The organism is Metabacillus sp. Hm71, assembly GCF_051842955.2.
Classification (GTDB): Bacteria; Bacillota; Bacilli; order Bacillales; family Bacillaceae; genus Metabacillus.
The window spans coordinates 3,822,608-3,836,829 of the sequence record NZ_CM200278.1 but is presented as its reverse complement, the minus strand read 5'-3'; the positions used below and the strand labels follow the sequence as shown (position 1 = coordinate 3,836,829).

Here is a 14,222-nt window from a genome sequence, read left to right as displayed (position 1 = left end):
AGGTGAAATAGTTGAATAGACGAATACAAGGTTGCCATGTTGCCATTACTGGGGCCTCAAGCGGCATCGGTGAAAAAATTGCCATTGAATGTGCCAATAATGGAGCAAACCTTATTTTATTAGCCAGAAGAGAAGAACGGTTAGTTCGGCTTGCAGAACAAATTAAACATGATTATGGGATCTCTTGCTCTTATTACATACTTGATGTTCAGGATCTTGATTCCGTTCAGCGCGTTTTTTCGAACATTGCCCAAGAAGTCGGACCTATTGATGTTCTCGTCAATAATGCTGGATTTGGAATCTTTAATGATGTGCTCGAAGCTTCCCTTGATGAAATGAAAAGCATGTTTGAGGTAAACGTATATGGTTTAGTTGCCTGTACAAAAATGGTGTTGCCTGCCATGATGGAAAGGAAAAAGGGTCATATTATCAATATTGGCTCACAGGCCGGCAAAATCGCAACTCCCAAATCTAGTCTTTATTCTGCAACGAAACACGCTGTATTAGGCTTTACAAACAGTTTGCGGATGGAGGTTAAATCAAACAATATTTACGTCACATCGGTAAACCCCGGCCCAATCAAAACAGATTTTTTCACGATCGCCGACAAGCAGGGGGATTACGTGAAAAATGTGGAACGCTGGATGCTTGACCCAAATAAGGTAGCACGGATTATCGTAGAAGCTATGCTCACTCCAAAGCGCGAAATCAATCTACCTGGCTGGATGAATACAGGAAGTACGCTTTACCAGGTCATGCCGAGGCTGTTTGAACGAATTGCGGGGAATGCGTTTTTTAAGAAATGAATGTTTCATCTAAATGGTATAATTTAACAAAAAGGATTGTGTATCTTGGTGATTGGGTGTTATCAAAAAATGAAAATTTCACTCGAATTATCTGAAGGTTTATCCATATTTAAGAATAATGCGGTGTAAAGAAAATCGGTATCTTTGGATCATTAGAGATCAACAAAAGGATACAAGTGTTATTGATGTTCTTGCGGATTTTTATGAAAACTCAATTAAATTCGATAACTATATGGAACTTAAATTTTTCTTAGAAGACTTTTTGCATTAGATGAAGTAGGTTATTTTCTGGAATTGGCGGAAGATGACAACGATTTAAAGTTATTAAAAGAGGCAGGGTATTTCCCCTGTTGTAGAATAAGGACAAGGGGCAGCCTCTTTTTATTTAATCCTGATTCGTTACATATCCATAGACAATATCTTCAATCACTTCGTACCATTCTGTGTCTTGATCCTTTTCGTTTACCGCCTTTTCAAGCAGCTGTATGTAGTCATCTTTCGAAAGCGGATCTTTATCAAGATCCCGGCCATATTGTAGAAAGCTGTTTCTAAGCATTTTCAATAAGAATTTCTCCTCCATGTCACACCTCGCTACCTGCTAGTATACAGTCTTCCTCCTTTTTTAGAAACCATTAAAAAATATCTGCGAGTTTTGTTTTTTACGTAGTTAGTATCCAGTTCATACGTTGCTACCGCTTTTCTATTGTGGTTGAAACTTCCATTGAAATCGAACGTATATTCGCTTAAGATGAAGAATATAATAAATGCGAACATACATTCTTGTTGGAGGAAGCGGCTATGATTGAAAACTATGATCAATTTCCAAAGCGAAAAATTCTTTGTATTGATATGAAAAGCTTTTATGCTAGCTGTGCCGCGGTTTTACTGGGGATGGATCCATTGACATGCTATTTAGTTGTTGTTGGTGATACTGAGCGGCAGGGAAGCATCGTACTGGCAGCTTCTCCGCAAATGAAAAAGGAATTTGGCATTAAAACGGGTGCAAGGCGTTTTGAAGTTCCGAACGATCCGCGGATTAAGATTGTTAACCCGAAGATGGGAACGTATATCCGAATGTCAACAGAAATAACAAAACTGTTTCATCGCTATGTACCAAAAGAGGCGATCCATACTTACAGTGTGGATGAAAGTTTTATCGAAGTCGATGGTGTTGAGCATATTTGGGGAGATGCCCGAACAATTGCCGATAAAATTCGTGATGAGTTGAAGCGTAAGTTCGGTCTTCTTGCTGCAATTGGCATTGGGCCTAATATGCTGCTTGCAAAAATATGCTTGGATATTGATGCAAAAAAGACAGGGATAGCAGAGTGGACATATGACGATGTAAAAGAAAAGCTGTGGAAGCTTGAGCCGTTAAATAAAATGTGGGGCATTGGGTCGAGAGTGCAAAAGACGTTGAACCGAATGGGGATTTTTAATGTTGGACAGCTGGCTCATTATCCGCTCGAGCTTTTGGAAAAAAAATTTGGCATCATGGGCAATCAGCTTTACTATCACGCATGGGGAGTAGACTTGTCGGAAGTTGGTGCACCGATTATGCAAGGACAAATCAGCTTCGGCAAAAGCCAAATTTTACTTCGTGACTATCCCGATCCAGAGGAAGTAAAGCATGTGATTTTGGAAATCAGTGAGGAGGTTGCCCGCAGAGCGCGTCAGCATAAAAAGGTAGGACGAACGATCAGCCTTGGGATTGGCTATAGCCGCGATGAATTTGGCGGTGGTTTTTATCGTTCCAAAACAATTGATCAGCCAACAAATATTACGATGGATATTTATGAAACATGTTTGCAGTTATTTGAGACATTTTATGCCAATAAAACAGTTCGGCAAATATCGATTACACTGTCAAATATTGAGGACGATTGTGAGATGCAGCTCGATTTGTTTCGGCCAAACCGCATAAAGCAGCGAACACTTGGTTATGTAATGGATTCCATTCGTCAAAAGTATGGTTCAGATGCGATTTTACGTGCTGTGTCGTACACTCCGGCTGGGACTGCGAAGCATCGTGCCAAGCTTGTCGGCGGCCATAAAGCATAATAAGCCTATTTCAAAGTGGAATTTAGAGCTTAACAGCTTTGGCAATGGCTCAATCATTCGTGTTGCGAATCCTTACTCTGTTTTGAAGGCAAGCTGAGCGGTTGTCTAAAAGAAATCATATTCGCTTAGGCTGCCTAAAGAGAATGTTAACCGAGTGTTAGGGTGGTGATGAAGTCATGATACGGGACAGAGGAAATATTAAATGGACATCAATGATGCTGCCTGAACATGTAAAGCTATTAAGAGATTGGTCAGAAGCTGATACCTATCAAGAAAAGCCTGAGCTTGATGAGCAGCAGCTCGAACAGTTTAATGAAATCATTTGCTTAGCAATGGAAGAGCATATGGAGCTCATTTTTACGTACTATCAAGACCGTTTTCATCAAAAATGCTCTGGGTATGTCCACTATATAGACCCGATTGCTCATACGCTTCAAATTGTTGATGAACAAAGCGGCCAGCGCTTTAAGCTGCCATTTGCAGCAATTGTTGATGTGAAGCAAAAATAGACGGGAGATTTACCTTCTTTATCTAGCTCCATGATAAAGAATATCCCGTAGAAGGATTAAATCTACGGGATATGTAACAAAAAATAGTTAACTCTGATTAAACTAACCTTAGCTCACGTTTTCGATTTTGTTTGATCGATTTTGGATAACCCATACTCCGGCCTTACTCCTAAAGGCAATAGCAAAAGCCATCGCCAGTGGAATAGCTACAATGCCAACGACCAACCTGCAACAAGATCTTTTTGAAAATGTGTAAACGTGTAATTTGCAAACCTGCTAGAACTAAACATCCATAACATCCTCCCTCTATATTTCTTTTTTCAAACACAAGTTTTTGCACGGTAATTATTAATGTAATCTGCAAATTTGGAGAAATTATGGAGTTTTTCAATTTTGTTCCATATGTCCTATTTTTTCAAATAAAAGTATATCGATAGTTTCAATTTTGAGATATTGTCTACAAATTCTTTTATGTTATAGGTAAAGTTTAAAGAGATAAAATGTGAACCGACAGCTTGGAAAATCCGAAGATCGCAATGCTTATAAAGACATTTAAAGCCGGAGGAGATCAATGAAGAAGAGAATATTGCTGGTTGATGATGAATGGAATATGAGAAACTTATTAAAAATTTACCTGGAAAAAGAATATGAGGTAATAGAGGCAGAGGACGGAAAGCAGGCATTAGCTATCCTCACATCTGCAGAATTCCATATAATCATATTAGACATCATGCTCCCAAAGATTAATGGGTGGCAGATTTGCAAAGAGATTAGAAAAGAAAAGGAAACACCTATCCTTATGCTAACAGCGAGAAACGAGTTAAAAGATAAAATTTACGGATTAGATATCGGGGCAGATGATTATTTAGGGAAACCTTTTGAGCCTGAGGAGCTGATTGCTCGAATCAAGGCTTTGTTAAGGCGTTCTGATATGAATGGTGATCCTCATAAGCAAAAGGTGGTCATGATCGGAAATCAACTAATGAAGATAGAAACAGAGAGCAGAACGATCCTAGTTAAAGGTGAGAAGTTAAATTTAACCCCTAAGGAATATGATTTGCTTCATCTATTGGCGAATCAGCCTCAACGGGTTTTTACTAGAGATTTATTGCTCGATGTTATCTGGGGGATGAAGGATACAAGAGATCATCGGGCCGTTGATTCTCATATTAAGAATATCCGAATTAAGGTGAAGGAAAAAGTACCTGCATATAATCCCATTGAAACTATTTGGGGCGTGGGCTATAAGTTGAATCAGTCGGATGGAAACGTATGAAATGGAACAGCATTGTTTTTAAGCTCGGAGGCACCATATTTATTATCCTAATGTGTGTCATTTTACCATTGACATATACGATCGATCAGCTTTTTGCTAGATTCTATTTTAGTGAAGCACGCCACCAAATCGATCAATTAGCCTACCAATATTCCCACACCTTAACAGACTTAAAAGATATTGATTCATTGAAAACCGTAGCACGATTAACCAAAACAGAAATTTGCATTATTGACCGGGATGGCAAGGTTTTATACACGTCCAACGATACCATTTTGCCTAAAAGAACTCAAATTTCCGGAGACTTGCCCGTATCAGTTTATTCAGGGAAGGCAGTAAAACTAGATTATTTTAACCCCTATAATCAAAAGAACTATCTCGCTACCGGGAAGCCGTTGCAAATAGATGACAAGGTAAACGGGGCAATATTGGTCTTTTCTAAGGCGGAACAAATTAAAAAGACGATCCATCATATTGAGCTTTTGCTGTTGGCCACATTGCTGGGTGCCCTTTGTATGGCATTGGCCTTTACCTATATTGCCTCGAAAAAGCTTGCTTCACCTTTATTGCAAATGGAAAAAGTAACTCGGGATGTAGCGAAAGGTAAGTTTTATAGAAAAGTATCCATTACGTCAAATGATGAGGTAGGTTCATTGGCAGCAGCGATCAATGATCTAGGTCACGAGCTAGAAGGATATCGAAATAGGCAAACAGAATTTTTCGCTAATATCTCCCATGATTTGCGAACACCTATTTCTTATATAAAAGGTTATACACAGGTGATTCATGATAAATTGTATAAAAATGAAAAAGAGAAGGAGCTTTATTTATCCATTATTTTGGATGAAGTGAATCAATTAAATGCTTTGGTCGCTGATTTGTTTGAGCTATCCAAAATCGAAGGAGGACAATTAGACCTTCACTTTACTTGGGTTAATCTTTATGATTTGATTGGAAATTGTTTGACAAAAGTTGCATTAAAAGCTAAAAAGAAGAAATTGCGCCTCCTGAAAGAACTAGATGCCAACATCCCTTTTATTTATACAGATGCAGTCCGTCTAGAACAAATTTTGATGAATTTAGTAGAAAATGCTATTCGTTATAACAGGGTTAATGGCGAAGTGAAAATCGCTGGCAATGCAGGTAAAAAGAAAGTGAATCTCGTAATAGAAGATACAGGAATAGGTATATCAGAACATGATCTCCCGTATATTTTTGAGAGATTTTATAAGGCAGATAAATCCCGTTCGGACAGGCTCGGCAGTACAGGTTTAGGCTTATCTATAGTCAAGCAGCTTGTTGTCGTATTAGAGGGAGACATAAAGGTAAAAAGTACGCTAAATAAGGGAACGTCATTCTCGATCACTCTTCCATTTAACATAAGAGAAGGAATGGGAGAAAGCAATTCAAGCTCCTTCCAAAAAAGGTGAGAAGCGCAACTAGCTATGGTAAAATGGGATTAAAGCAGAGAGAAGGAGTACAATCATGAAGTTAACATTTACAAAGGAAGCACTTGAGCAATTATCACCTAAACTAAAAGAAAATAAAGATAAGGTGTTAAAAGTAAAATATGATACAGAAGGCTGCGGATGTGTAATGAGCGGTGTGACATCCTTATGGCTTGTGGATGAGCTTGATGATGATGATGTTGAGCTTGCAACAAATGATGTACCATTATATGTTGAGAAAACAAAAATGGTCTTTTTAGATGAAGAGCTCACCATTACCTTTAACAAAACAGCCAATTGTTATATGTTAAAAAGCCCTTCCCAAATATTAAATCCGCGTATGAGTTTACTAGTAAAGTGAGGGGAGATTTAGGTGAAGGATCGGTTAAAATCGATAAAAAATGTTGCCTTAAATAAGACATGGGTATCTTTTTTAAATGATAATCATCCATACAGTCTTCTTCATTGGTCAATCGGCGGATTTCATGATGAAACAAAGGATGTATGGCTGCTTCAAGATGAGATGACGTTTGAAGCACAGGAATTCCCAACCATTGATGAAGCGATTCAGTGGATGGAGAATAATATGGAGAATATTTCAGATGTGCTGGGATAAAATGTAAGGCTGCACCTACTAACAGGGCAGCCTTTTTACTATTTATAACCCAATTTCATCGAAAAAATCATCAATGACGTTGGAATATTCCTCGCGATTCTCAGCATAGGACATCGCATGTGACCCCTTTTCAGCTAAATAAAGCTTTTTTGCCCCCTTCTTTTTCTCATAAAGCTGGTGAGTCATTTCAGAAGGGATATAATCGTCATCCTTACTATGGATAAAGAGTACAGGACTCTTAATATTTGCTACCGAATTGATTGGCGACACATCTTTAAGCGAATAGCGGTCACGGAGCTGAACAAAAGGCTTTGCGATTGGCATCACTAGAAAGCTGGGAACTTTAAATTCAGCTTTTAGCCGGTAAAGCAGCTGTGCTTCAAGCTCTGAAAAAGGACAATCAGCAATATAAAAATCTGCGCCATCTTCCACCATACCAGCATAAAGTAATGTTGTTACAGCGCCCATTGATTCACCGTGAATACCTAAAACAATGGAGTCGCAGGCCTCTTGCTTTAACCAGTGGACAACCGATTGAAGATCAAATTTTTCATAATGGCCATAGCTTGTAGTTTTCCCGCCGCTTTCGCCATGCCTGCGATGGTCGTAGATCAATACATTCCAGCCTTTTTGTAAAAATAAATTCATGTATTTCACTGAATTAAGGCGATTGACAGTAACTCCGTGGCATAAAATGATATAACGATTCGTTTCATGAAGTTCAATAAGCGAACCTTTAATTGTATACCCAAACCGGGATGGAATGGAGAAATCTTTTTTTTCTAACGCATCAAACTCTTCTTGATTAAAAAGCTCAAGCATCGTTTCTCGATCAATGATTTCTTTATCTGTCTTCTTTTTTATGTACATCATTTTATTCGTAAAGAAAAAGCCGACAATAAAAATATATGAGAGGATGATGAACAGTCCAATAACTACTTTTTTCATAGGCAACTCCTTTATTTTAAAGTAATACCTTTTTAGATCTATCTGATCTCACTTCATTATAACAAAGGGAGTGTTAAGACTAGAACTGATATTAAAAAGTTAAAAAAGCAGTGATTCAAGAATCGACTGCTTTTAGTAAGAGAAAAGGCTGGTTTTAAATACTTATGATTATTGCGGTGAATTTTGTCTTTTAGTTGGGTGTATGGCTTTATCTACTTCTTCAGCAGCCATCATCTTTTTTGATGTATCTGCATTAGGTTTGCCTTTTTGTCCACGTTGGTTTGCCATTTAAATCGCTCCTTTCTATCTTTTAAAATGTCTGTAGAAGGGAAAAAATATGCAGGTGGAGATTTAATTAATTTTTAAGTGTAAATCCTTTAAAATGGTAGAAAACTTTCTTATACTTTGTATGAGAGAGGGAAGAGGAGGCACTTGGATGAAAAAGTCTAATAAGAAAAAGGATGATCAAACCGTTTTTGTATCTGATCATTTAAACCGCGACTTAGTCGAGCAATTAAAGGCTGTAAAAAAAGGCTTAACAAAAGAGCAAGAGGAAAGGGAAGCAGCTCTCGAACGTAAAAAAATAGAAGAACGAAAACAAAGAGAGAAAAATAAAAGCTTTGAGGAGCTTTTAAATGACAGTTCTTTATCGTGGAAGGACTTTAAATAAAACCGGGACCAAGCATGTCCCGGTTTTAAGATTTTAGAGCGTTTATTCTTAACGATGCTGTTCATATTGACCCGGCTTTGCTATCTGTTGCAACTTATCATACATTTGAGCAGATAGTCGTTCTGAACTCCCTGCTTCTACATTTTCAATTAACTGCTGGATTTTACTTGCACCAGGGATAACCGCGCCAATGACGTCTTGGTAAAGACAATACTGTAAGGCAAGCTCGGTCATACTATGTGAAGGATCAATGTTTTCTAGCTTTATTAAAAAAGCCTTTAGTTCTTCATTTGTATATGAAAGATATCCCTTACCTTTTAGTTTTTGGTTAAGGGGTTTGTCAGTTAACAGCCCTTTTGCGAGCGGCCCGCGGGCAATGACGCTGACACCTTTATCTTTAATGATGGAAAACCATTCCTCTGGGCGGCGATCTAACAGGCTATATTGCATCATAATTGAAACGATGCTGGATTTATCTAAGTATTCTTTTATCACATTGGGTCGAATCGAGGAGATCCCATAATAACGAATGATACCTTCTTGTTTTAATTCCTCAAAAGCCTCTATCGTTTCATCAATATTGTCTTCAATCGTTCCGCCGTGCAGCTGATATAGATCGATAAAATCAGTTTGCAGACGCTGCAGGCTCTTTTTAACGGCTTCTTTTATGTATGCTTTTGAAGGATCCCAATCCCACCCTGATTGATCTTCCCTCCAGCGATTACCGACTTTTGTTGCTAGGATGATATCATTTCGGCGATGCTTAATCGCTTTACCAACAAGCTCTTCATTTTTGCCAACATCATATAAATCAGCTGTATCAAAATAATTAATATCCAGATCGATTGCTTTATCGATAAGTGAGAGCGCATGCTTTTCTTCCGTCCCAAGCGACATACAGCCAAGTCCTATTTCACTTACATACAAATCAGATTGACCAAGTTGTCTTTTTCGCATCAAATCACTCCTTATACACATCTTCTTTTCGAGGGTAGTATAAAGAATGTGAAAAAGCAACTTATAACACTTATCGTCGTTTCGATTCAGTAAACAGCTTTTCATCCTTCATCCATTCAACAACCGTTGTATACGACTCACGATATTCCTTTAGTTTTGTTCGAATCTCCCACGCCTTGCCAACGAGGACAATTCTGTTATCTAACCGATAGATTTTCACGCTTAAAAAATCATTCCTTTCAGGTAAGATATGATAGAATGTATGAAGGTAGGAAGGCTTATAGAACAGGAGCTGATATAATGGATCATTTAAAAGAAACGACTCTTTCCTCAAAGGAAATTTTTAAGGGAAGAGTGATTGATGTATATTTAGAAGAGGTTGAATTGCCTAATGGAAAAACAAGCACCCGTGAAATTGTTAAACATCCTGGAGCAGTAGCGGTTATCGCAATAACGCCTGAAAATAAAATTTTAATGGTTGAACAATTTCGTAAACCGCTCGGACGAACACTTGTTGAGATCCCGGCAGGTAAGCTTGAAAAAGGTGAACAGCCACTAGCGACGGCAAAAAGAGAGCTTGAGGAAGAAACAGGCTATACATGCAGTAATCTGAAGCCGCTCATTTCGTTTTATGTATCACCGGGCTTTGCAGATGAGCTTGTCCATTTATTTATTGCAGAGAATTTGGAAAAGCTAACAAATGCTGCAGAATTAGATGAAGATGAATTTTTAGATGTATTGGAGGTGACGTTAGAGGAAGCGCAAGAAATGATCGAAAGCAAACGCATTTATGATGCAAAAACAGCCTATGCTGTTCAATATTTGCAGCTTAAGCAGGCGCTCCGCTAAAAAACAATGAACAGTTATTTTGCTGATTTACATATTCATATTGGTCAAACGACTTCAGGAAAGCCAGTAAAAATAACGGCATCTCGCTCCCTTACATTGGAAAATATATTGGTAGAAGCAAGCGAGCATAAAGGCATTGATATCGTTGGTATTATTGATTGTCATGTCCCAGAGGTATTGCTTACATTAAAAAAGCTTGTCGAAACCGAAGAATGTATGGAATTAGAAACCGGTGGCATACGCTTTTTGGATACTACTTTAATTCTCGGGACTGAACTTGAAATCTATGATGAAGCCTGCAAAGGGCCGATTCATGTTTTGGCATTTATGCCGTCACTTGAAAAAATGGAGGAGTTTTCTGCTTGGCTCTCCAAAAGGTTGACAAATATTAACCTTAGTTCACAAAGGATCTATGAAAAAGGAATAACATTACAAAAGGTTGTAAAAAGCCTTGGGGGTTTATTTATCCCTGCTCATATTTTTACACCGCATAAAAGCTTGTATGGAAGTGGTGTAGTAAAGTCGTTAGAGGAAGTTTTTGATGGCAGCTTAATTGATGCGGTTGAATTAGGTTTAAGCTCAGATACGATGATGGCAGACCAAATTGCTGAGCTTCAGCACTATACTTTTTTAACAAATTCAGACGCCCATTCCTTACCGAAAATAGGAAGAGAATATCAAAAGCTCCTATTAGAGGAGCCAAGCTTTTTAGAGCTGAAAAAGGCGATGGCTGAAGAAGGTGGCAGGAGAATCCAAGCGAATTACGGCTTAAATCCTTATTTAGGGAAATATTATGAAACAACCTGTGAAAAATGCGGCTTAAAGCCGAATGGCCAACAGGAATGCGAAAACTGCGGCAGTACACGGTTTGTAAAAGGTGTTTCAAAACGGCTTAAAGAATTATCGAATGGAATCAAAGGTAGCAGAGTACGTCCTCCCTATATTCATCAAGTACCGCTTCAATTTATTCCAGGCATTGGTCCAAGAACATTGGATAAGTTAAAGGATATGTTTGGAACAGAGATGAATATTTTACACGAAGTACCTAAACATGAACTTCAAAAGGTCGTAACGGAGAAAATTGCTGATTATATCGCAGCTGCAAGAGAAGGCCGACTTCAAGTGAACTCAGGCGGCGGAGGAACGTATGGAAAAGTGACTGGCATTTAAAAGAAGAAGCTGTCTCAAAAAGGTATGCCCCCATCTGAGACAGCTTCTTTTCGTTTTTACAAAAGCTACGATAAAACTTATGATTGAATAAACAAATAAGTTTGTATGGAAGTATGCTAAGGCTGCTTCTTTGAACAACGGGACAGGGGAGACAGGAACCTAAGCAGACGCATAGCGCTGAGCTTTAGTTGAGCGCCTCTAACGAAAAACAACAGACTGGTACATAAGGACTTTTATAAAAAGGGAAATCTAGTAACAATTCTAACTCCTCTTTAAGTTTTTTAAGTCATAGATTAGCAATCCTCTCATATACTCTAGTAAGTGAATGACGGGAGGAAATAATTATGCGTAAACAACCGCCAGTTAGTGAAATGATGAAACAGCATCTTAAGGAACATTCATCCATTTATCTGTTTGTTTTTGTCCTATTTTTGATGGGGGTTATATTTGGCGCGATCATTGTTAATAGTATGAACTTAAGTCAAAAGGAAGATTTATATTACTATTTAAATCGTTTTTTTGGACAAGTTGCTGAAGGAAAAGTTGCAAGCTCAGCGGATATGTTTCATCAGAGCTTTTTTCATAACTTGAAATACTTAGGACTAATGTGGATTTTAGGTATATCCATCATCGGTCTGCCAGTGATCTTAGTTATGTTGTTTATTAAAGGCATAGTGGTAGGCTTTACAGTCGGCTTTTTAGTTAACCAGTTAGGATTAAAGGGCTTTTTATTATCATTTGTCACAGTGCTGCCTCAAAATGTCTTACTCATTCCAGCGTTTATCATTATGTGCTCTGTTGCCATTGCATTTTCATTAAAGATCATAAAACAGCTATTTGTAAAAAAATCAAACAGCTTAGAGGCGCCGTTCACCTTATTTATGAGATACGTAATTGTCTTTTTGTTTATCGGAGTGATGGCTATTGCAGCTTCAGGCTTTGAAGCATATGCATCACCATTTTTAATGAAGAATATTGTGGAGTTTGTAAGTAAATAATAATGATTATTAGATGATATTAGTTCTTTTTGTTAGATTATAATCATTTTAGTTGGACACTTTCCTTCCTGATGATATATAATAGGTTTTGGGAACGCGGCGAGGGAGGAAGAGTACTTATGGAAAACCGCATTGATCGGATCAAGAAGCAGCTGCATTCTGCTAGTTATAAGCTGACACCGCAGCGTGAAGCAACTGTTCGGGTACTGCTAGAAAATGAAGAAGATCATTTAAGTGCTGAAGATGTATACCTTCTTGTTAAAGAAAAAGCACCCGAAATTGGCTTAGCAACTGTGTATCGAACATTGGAATTGTTAACCGAATTAAAAGTTGTCGATAAAATAAACTTTGGTGATGGCGTTTCAAGATACGACCTTCGTAAAGAAGGGGCAGCACATTTTCATCACCATTTAGTATGCATTGAATGTGGTTCTGTCGCTGAAATTGAAGAAGACTTACTTGAAGACGTAGAAGAAATAGTTGAAAGTAAATGGAAATTTAAAATAAAAGATCACCGCTTAACATTTCACGGAATATGTGTGAAATGTCAAGAAAAAGTGGATAATGAACAAGAAGATAATAGTGAGTTGAACAAAGTCTAACAGATATCGTTAGGCTTTTTTTATTCGTTTGAAAAATCCATGTATAAAGTTTGTCCTTTTTGGCATATCTTCTAATAATCGCAGTAAATTCTCCTTTAAAGATATGATCCTTCAAAAGGCTTGCTAAACACCGGAAAACCGGATAAATCATTCATAACATGGAGGTTCTTTATGATTCGTTGGCTAAAAACAATTAGAGATATGGTAAAAGTGTTTATTTTATTTACTGGATTTACGATTTTATTCTATTATGCTATCATGTGGGTGAACTTAGAATACCAGGAACTGCATCGATATGATCAACCAGAAGGTGCAGCATTAAAGGTTACGAAAATGGTAAACAATGAAGAAGAAAGCTGGTATAACAGATTACTTTTCTTTATAGACAATGGGGAGTAGACGATTTTGAAGGATCAAATAAAAGATTTCATCCATTATTTAATAGTAGAACGAGGTTTATCAAATAATACAATCATGTCCTATGAACGAGATTTGAAAAGCTACCAAAAGCATTTAGTGGAAAAGCAGCAGGTTGAAACGTTTAATGATGTAACCCGTCTTCATATTATTCAATTTTTAAAAGCATTAAAAGAAGCAGGAAAATCTAGTAAAACAATTGCTAGACATACCGCTTCGATCCGTTCATTCCATCAATTTTTACTTAGAGAAAAACAAGCTGACCAAGATCCATCTGTTTTAATCGAGTCACCTCAATTAGAAAGAAGCTTACCTAAAATTCTTTCACTGCAAGAAGTTGAAAAGCTTCTTGATACCCCTAAGCTTACAACACCATTTGGCTACCGAGATAAAGCAATGCTTGAGCTTTTATATGCAACAGGAATCCGTGTTAGTGAAATGATCAATTTGAATTTAACAGATATTCATTTAACTATGGGGTTCATTCGCTGCTTCGGAAAAGGGAATAAAGAACGGATTGTACCAATTGGCCAAACGGCTACAGAGGTTATCACAAATTATATTGAAAAGGGAAGACCAAAGCTATTAAACGCAAAGCAGCCGACAGAGGCCCTTTTCGTCAACCACCATGGGAAACGAATTACCCGGCAAGGCTTTTGGAAGAACTTAAAGAAAATTGCTCTGGAAGCAAGAATTGAAAAAGAACTTACCCCGCATACACTAAGGCATTCCTTTGCCACACATTTACTCGAAAATGGAGCAGATTTAAGAGCCGTGCAGGAAATGCTTGGTCATGCAGATATTTCAACGACACAAATCTATACACATGTTTCAAAAGCTCGATTAAAGGATGTCTACAATCAATTCCATCCAAGGGCATAACAGGCATCTCCAA

The 14,222-nt window shown here is 37.8% G+C and carries 18 protein-coding genes; 14 read left to right on the top strand and 4 right to left on the bottom strand.

What is annotated here, in order from left to right; translation table 11 throughout:
* Window positions 1–11: 11 nt before the first annotated feature.
* Window positions 12–806: an SDR family NAD(P)-dependent oxidoreductase gene (locus tag ACSVDH_RS19000; RefSeq protein ID WP_439250260.1), complete on the top strand. Its 795-nt coding sequence runs from the start codon at window positions 12–14 to the stop codon at window positions 804–806.
* 385 nt (window positions 807–1,191) lie between these two features.
* Here the strand turns inward: ACSVDH_RS19000 and ACSVDH_RS18995 are convergent, their stop codons facing one another.
* Window positions 1,192–1,386, bottom strand: coding sequence for a YqzH family protein (locus ACSVDH_RS18995; protein WP_439250261.1), 195 nt, complete (start codon window positions 1,384–1,386; stop codon window positions 1,192–1,194).
* A gap of 218 nt (window positions 1,387–1,604) precedes the next feature.
* Between ACSVDH_RS18995 and ACSVDH_RS18990 the strand changes: the two genes are divergently transcribed.
* From ACSVDH_RS18990 to ACSVDH_RS18965, 6 genes are all read left to right on the top strand, one after another.
* Window positions 1,605–2,867 (top strand): Y-family DNA polymerase, encoded by a 1,263-nt coding sequence (locus ACSVDH_RS18990; protein WP_439250262.1) that lies wholly within the window; start codon window positions 1,605–1,607, stop codon window positions 2,865–2,867.
* Window positions 2,868–3,043: 176 nt separating this feature from the next.
* The gene (locus tag ACSVDH_RS18985) at window positions 3,044–3,376 is read left to right on the top strand and encodes a YolD-like family protein (RefSeq protein WP_439250263.1); all 333 of its coding nucleotides are present in this window, start codon (window positions 3,044–3,046) and stop codon (window positions 3,374–3,376) included.
* 571 nt (window positions 3,377–3,947) lie between these two features.
* The gene (locus ACSVDH_RS18980; protein WP_299088174.1) at window positions 3,948–4,652 is read left to right on the top strand and encodes a response regulator transcription factor; all 705 of its coding nucleotides are present in this window, start codon (window positions 3,948–3,950) and stop codon (window positions 4,650–4,652) included.
* Window positions 4,649–6,082 carry a HAMP domain-containing sensor histidine kinase gene (locus ACSVDH_RS18975; protein WP_439250265.1) on the top strand — a complete coding sequence of 478 codons (1,434 nt, stop codon included), beginning with the start codon at window positions 4,649–4,651 and terminating at the stop codon, window positions 6,080–6,082. The genes ACSVDH_RS18980 and ACSVDH_RS18975 overlap by 4 nt, the downstream gene beginning before the upstream one ends.
* 55 nt (window positions 6,083–6,137) lie before the next feature.
* Entirely contained in the window at window positions 6,138–6,461 is a 324-nt protein-coding gene (locus ACSVDH_RS18970) for an iron-sulfur cluster biosynthesis family protein (RefSeq protein ID WP_299088179.1), read from the top strand.
* Between the two features lie 12 nt (window positions 6,462–6,473).
* Window positions 6,474–6,716: a DUF2552 family protein gene (locus ACSVDH_RS18965; protein ID WP_046513553.1), complete on the top strand. Its 243-nt coding sequence runs from the start codon at window positions 6,474–6,476 to the stop codon at window positions 6,714–6,716.
* 42 nt (window positions 6,717–6,758) lie between these two features.
* On the opposite strand, the gene ACSVDH_RS18960 is transcribed toward ACSVDH_RS18965, so the two are convergent.
* Window positions 6,759–7,664 (bottom strand): alpha/beta hydrolase, encoded by a 906-nt coding sequence (locus ACSVDH_RS18960; protein ID WP_439250270.1) that lies wholly within the window; start codon window positions 7,662–7,664, stop codon window positions 6,759–6,761.
* Window positions 7,665–8,100: 436 nt separating this feature from the next.
* On the opposite strand from ACSVDH_RS18960, the gene ACSVDH_RS18955 reads away from it, so the two are divergent.
* Window positions 8,101–8,334, top strand: coding sequence for a YqkE family protein (locus ACSVDH_RS18955; protein WP_299088185.1), 234 nt, complete (start codon window positions 8,101–8,103; stop codon window positions 8,332–8,334).
* 48 nt (window positions 8,335–8,382) lie between these two features.
* On the opposite strand, the gene ACSVDH_RS18950 is transcribed toward ACSVDH_RS18955, so the two are convergent.
* Both ACSVDH_RS18950 and mciZ read right to left on the bottom strand, forming a co-directional pair.
* Window positions 8,383–9,291, bottom strand: a complete 909-nt coding sequence (locus ACSVDH_RS18950; protein ID WP_439250273.1) for an aldo/keto reductase — start codon at window positions 9,289–9,291, stop codon at window positions 8,383–8,385.
* A 70-nt stretch (window positions 9,292–9,361) separates the two neighbouring features.
* Window positions 9,362–9,511: a Z-ring formation inhibitor MciZ gene (gene mciZ, locus ACSVDH_RS18945; protein WP_299088188.1), complete on the bottom strand. Its 150-nt coding sequence runs from the start codon at window positions 9,509–9,511 to the stop codon at window positions 9,362–9,364.
* 80 nt (window positions 9,512–9,591) lie between these two features.
* On the opposite strand from mciZ, the gene ACSVDH_RS18940 reads away from it, so the two are divergent.
* The 6 genes from ACSVDH_RS18940 to xerD all read left to right on the top strand — a co-directional run bounded on the left by ACSVDH_RS18940 (window position 9,592) and on the right by xerD (window position 14,209).
* Complete coding sequence (locus tag ACSVDH_RS18940) at window positions 9,592–10,140, top strand: NUDIX hydrolase (RefSeq protein WP_299088190.1); 549 nt, start codon at window positions 9,592–9,594, stop codon at window positions 10,138–10,140.
* A gap of 6 nt (window positions 10,141–10,146) precedes the next feature.
* On the top strand, window positions 10,147–11,310 hold the full coding sequence (locus ACSVDH_RS18935) for a TIGR00375 family protein (protein WP_439250275.1): 1,164 nt from the start codon (window positions 10,147–10,149) through the stop codon (window positions 11,308–11,310).
* A 344-nt stretch (window positions 11,311–11,654) separates the two neighbouring features.
* Entirely contained in the window at window positions 11,655–12,308 is a 654-nt protein-coding gene (spoIIM, locus tag ACSVDH_RS18930; protein ID WP_299088193.1) for a stage II sporulation protein M, read from the top strand.
* A gap of 119 nt (window positions 12,309–12,427) precedes the next feature.
* Window positions 12,428–12,910 carry a ferric iron uptake transcriptional regulator gene (fur, locus tag ACSVDH_RS18925; RefSeq protein WP_299088195.1) on the top strand — a complete coding sequence of 161 codons (483 nt, stop codon included), beginning with the start codon at window positions 12,428–12,430 and terminating at the stop codon, window positions 12,908–12,910.
* Window positions 12,911–13,081: 171 nt separating this feature from the next.
* Window positions 13,082–13,309: a YqzK family protein gene (locus ACSVDH_RS18920; protein ID WP_299088197.1), complete on the top strand. Its 228-nt coding sequence runs from the start codon at window positions 13,082–13,084 to the stop codon at window positions 13,307–13,309.
* Between the two features lie 6 nt (window positions 13,310–13,315).
* Window positions 13,316–14,209, top strand: coding sequence for a site-specific tyrosine recombinase XerD (xerD, locus tag ACSVDH_RS18915; RefSeq protein WP_299088199.1), 894 nt, complete (start codon window positions 13,316–13,318; stop codon window positions 14,207–14,209).
* The last annotated feature ends 13 nt before the right edge of the window (window positions 14,210–14,222 follow it).

Excerpts from the sequence above, each read along its gene's own strand:
- ACSVDH_RS18970 (WP_299088179.1), top strand. The coding sequence starts at position 6,138 with ATGAAGTTAACATTTACAAAGGAAGCACTTGAGCAATTATCACCTAAA.
- ACSVDH_RS18980 (WP_299088174.1), top strand. The coding sequence starts at position 3,948 with ATGAAGAAGAGAATATTGCTGGTTGATGATGAATGGAATATGAGAAAC.
- fur (WP_299088195.1), top strand. The coding sequence starts at position 12,428 with ATGGAAAACCGCATTGATCGGATCAAGAAGCAGCTGCATTCTGCTAGT.
- ACSVDH_RS18985 (WP_439250263.1), top strand. The coding sequence starts at position 3,044 with ATGATACGGGACAGAGGAAATATTAAATGGACATCAATGATGCTGCCT.
- ACSVDH_RS18920 (WP_299088197.1), top strand. The coding sequence starts at position 13,082 with ATGATTCGTTGGCTAAAAACAATTAGAGATATGGTAAAAGTGTTTATT.
- ACSVDH_RS18955 (WP_299088185.1), top strand. The coding sequence starts at position 8,101 with ATGAAAAAGTCTAATAAGAAAAAGGATGATCAAACCGTTTTTGTATCT.
- ACSVDH_RS18990 (WP_439250262.1), top strand. The coding sequence starts at position 1,605 with ATGATTGAAAACTATGATCAATTTCCAAAGCGAAAAATTCTTTGTATT.
- ACSVDH_RS18975 (WP_439250265.1), top strand. The coding sequence starts at position 4,649 with ATGAAATGGAACAGCATTGTTTTTAAGCTCGGAGGCACCATATTTATT.
- ACSVDH_RS18935 (WP_439250275.1), top strand. The coding sequence starts at position 10,147 with ATGAACAGTTATTTTGCTGATTTACATATTCATATTGGTCAAACGACT.
- ACSVDH_RS18995 (WP_439250261.1), bottom strand. The coding sequence starts at position 1,386 with ATGGAGGAGAAATTCTTATTGAAAATGCTTAGAAACAGCTTTCTACAA.
- ACSVDH_RS18950 (WP_439250273.1), bottom strand. The coding sequence starts at position 9,291 with ATGCGAAAAAGACAACTTGGTCAATCTGATTTGTATGTAAGTGAAATA.
- ACSVDH_RS18960 (WP_439250270.1), bottom strand. The coding sequence starts at position 7,664 with ATGAAAAAAGTAGTTATTGGACTGTTCATCATCCTCTCATATATTTTT.
- ACSVDH_RS18940 (WP_299088190.1), top strand. The coding sequence starts at position 9,592 with ATGGATCATTTAAAAGAAACGACTCTTTCCTCAAAGGAAATTTTTAAG.
- spoIIM (WP_299088193.1), top strand. The coding sequence starts at position 11,655 with ATGCGTAAACAACCGCCAGTTAGTGAAATGATGAAACAGCATCTTAAG.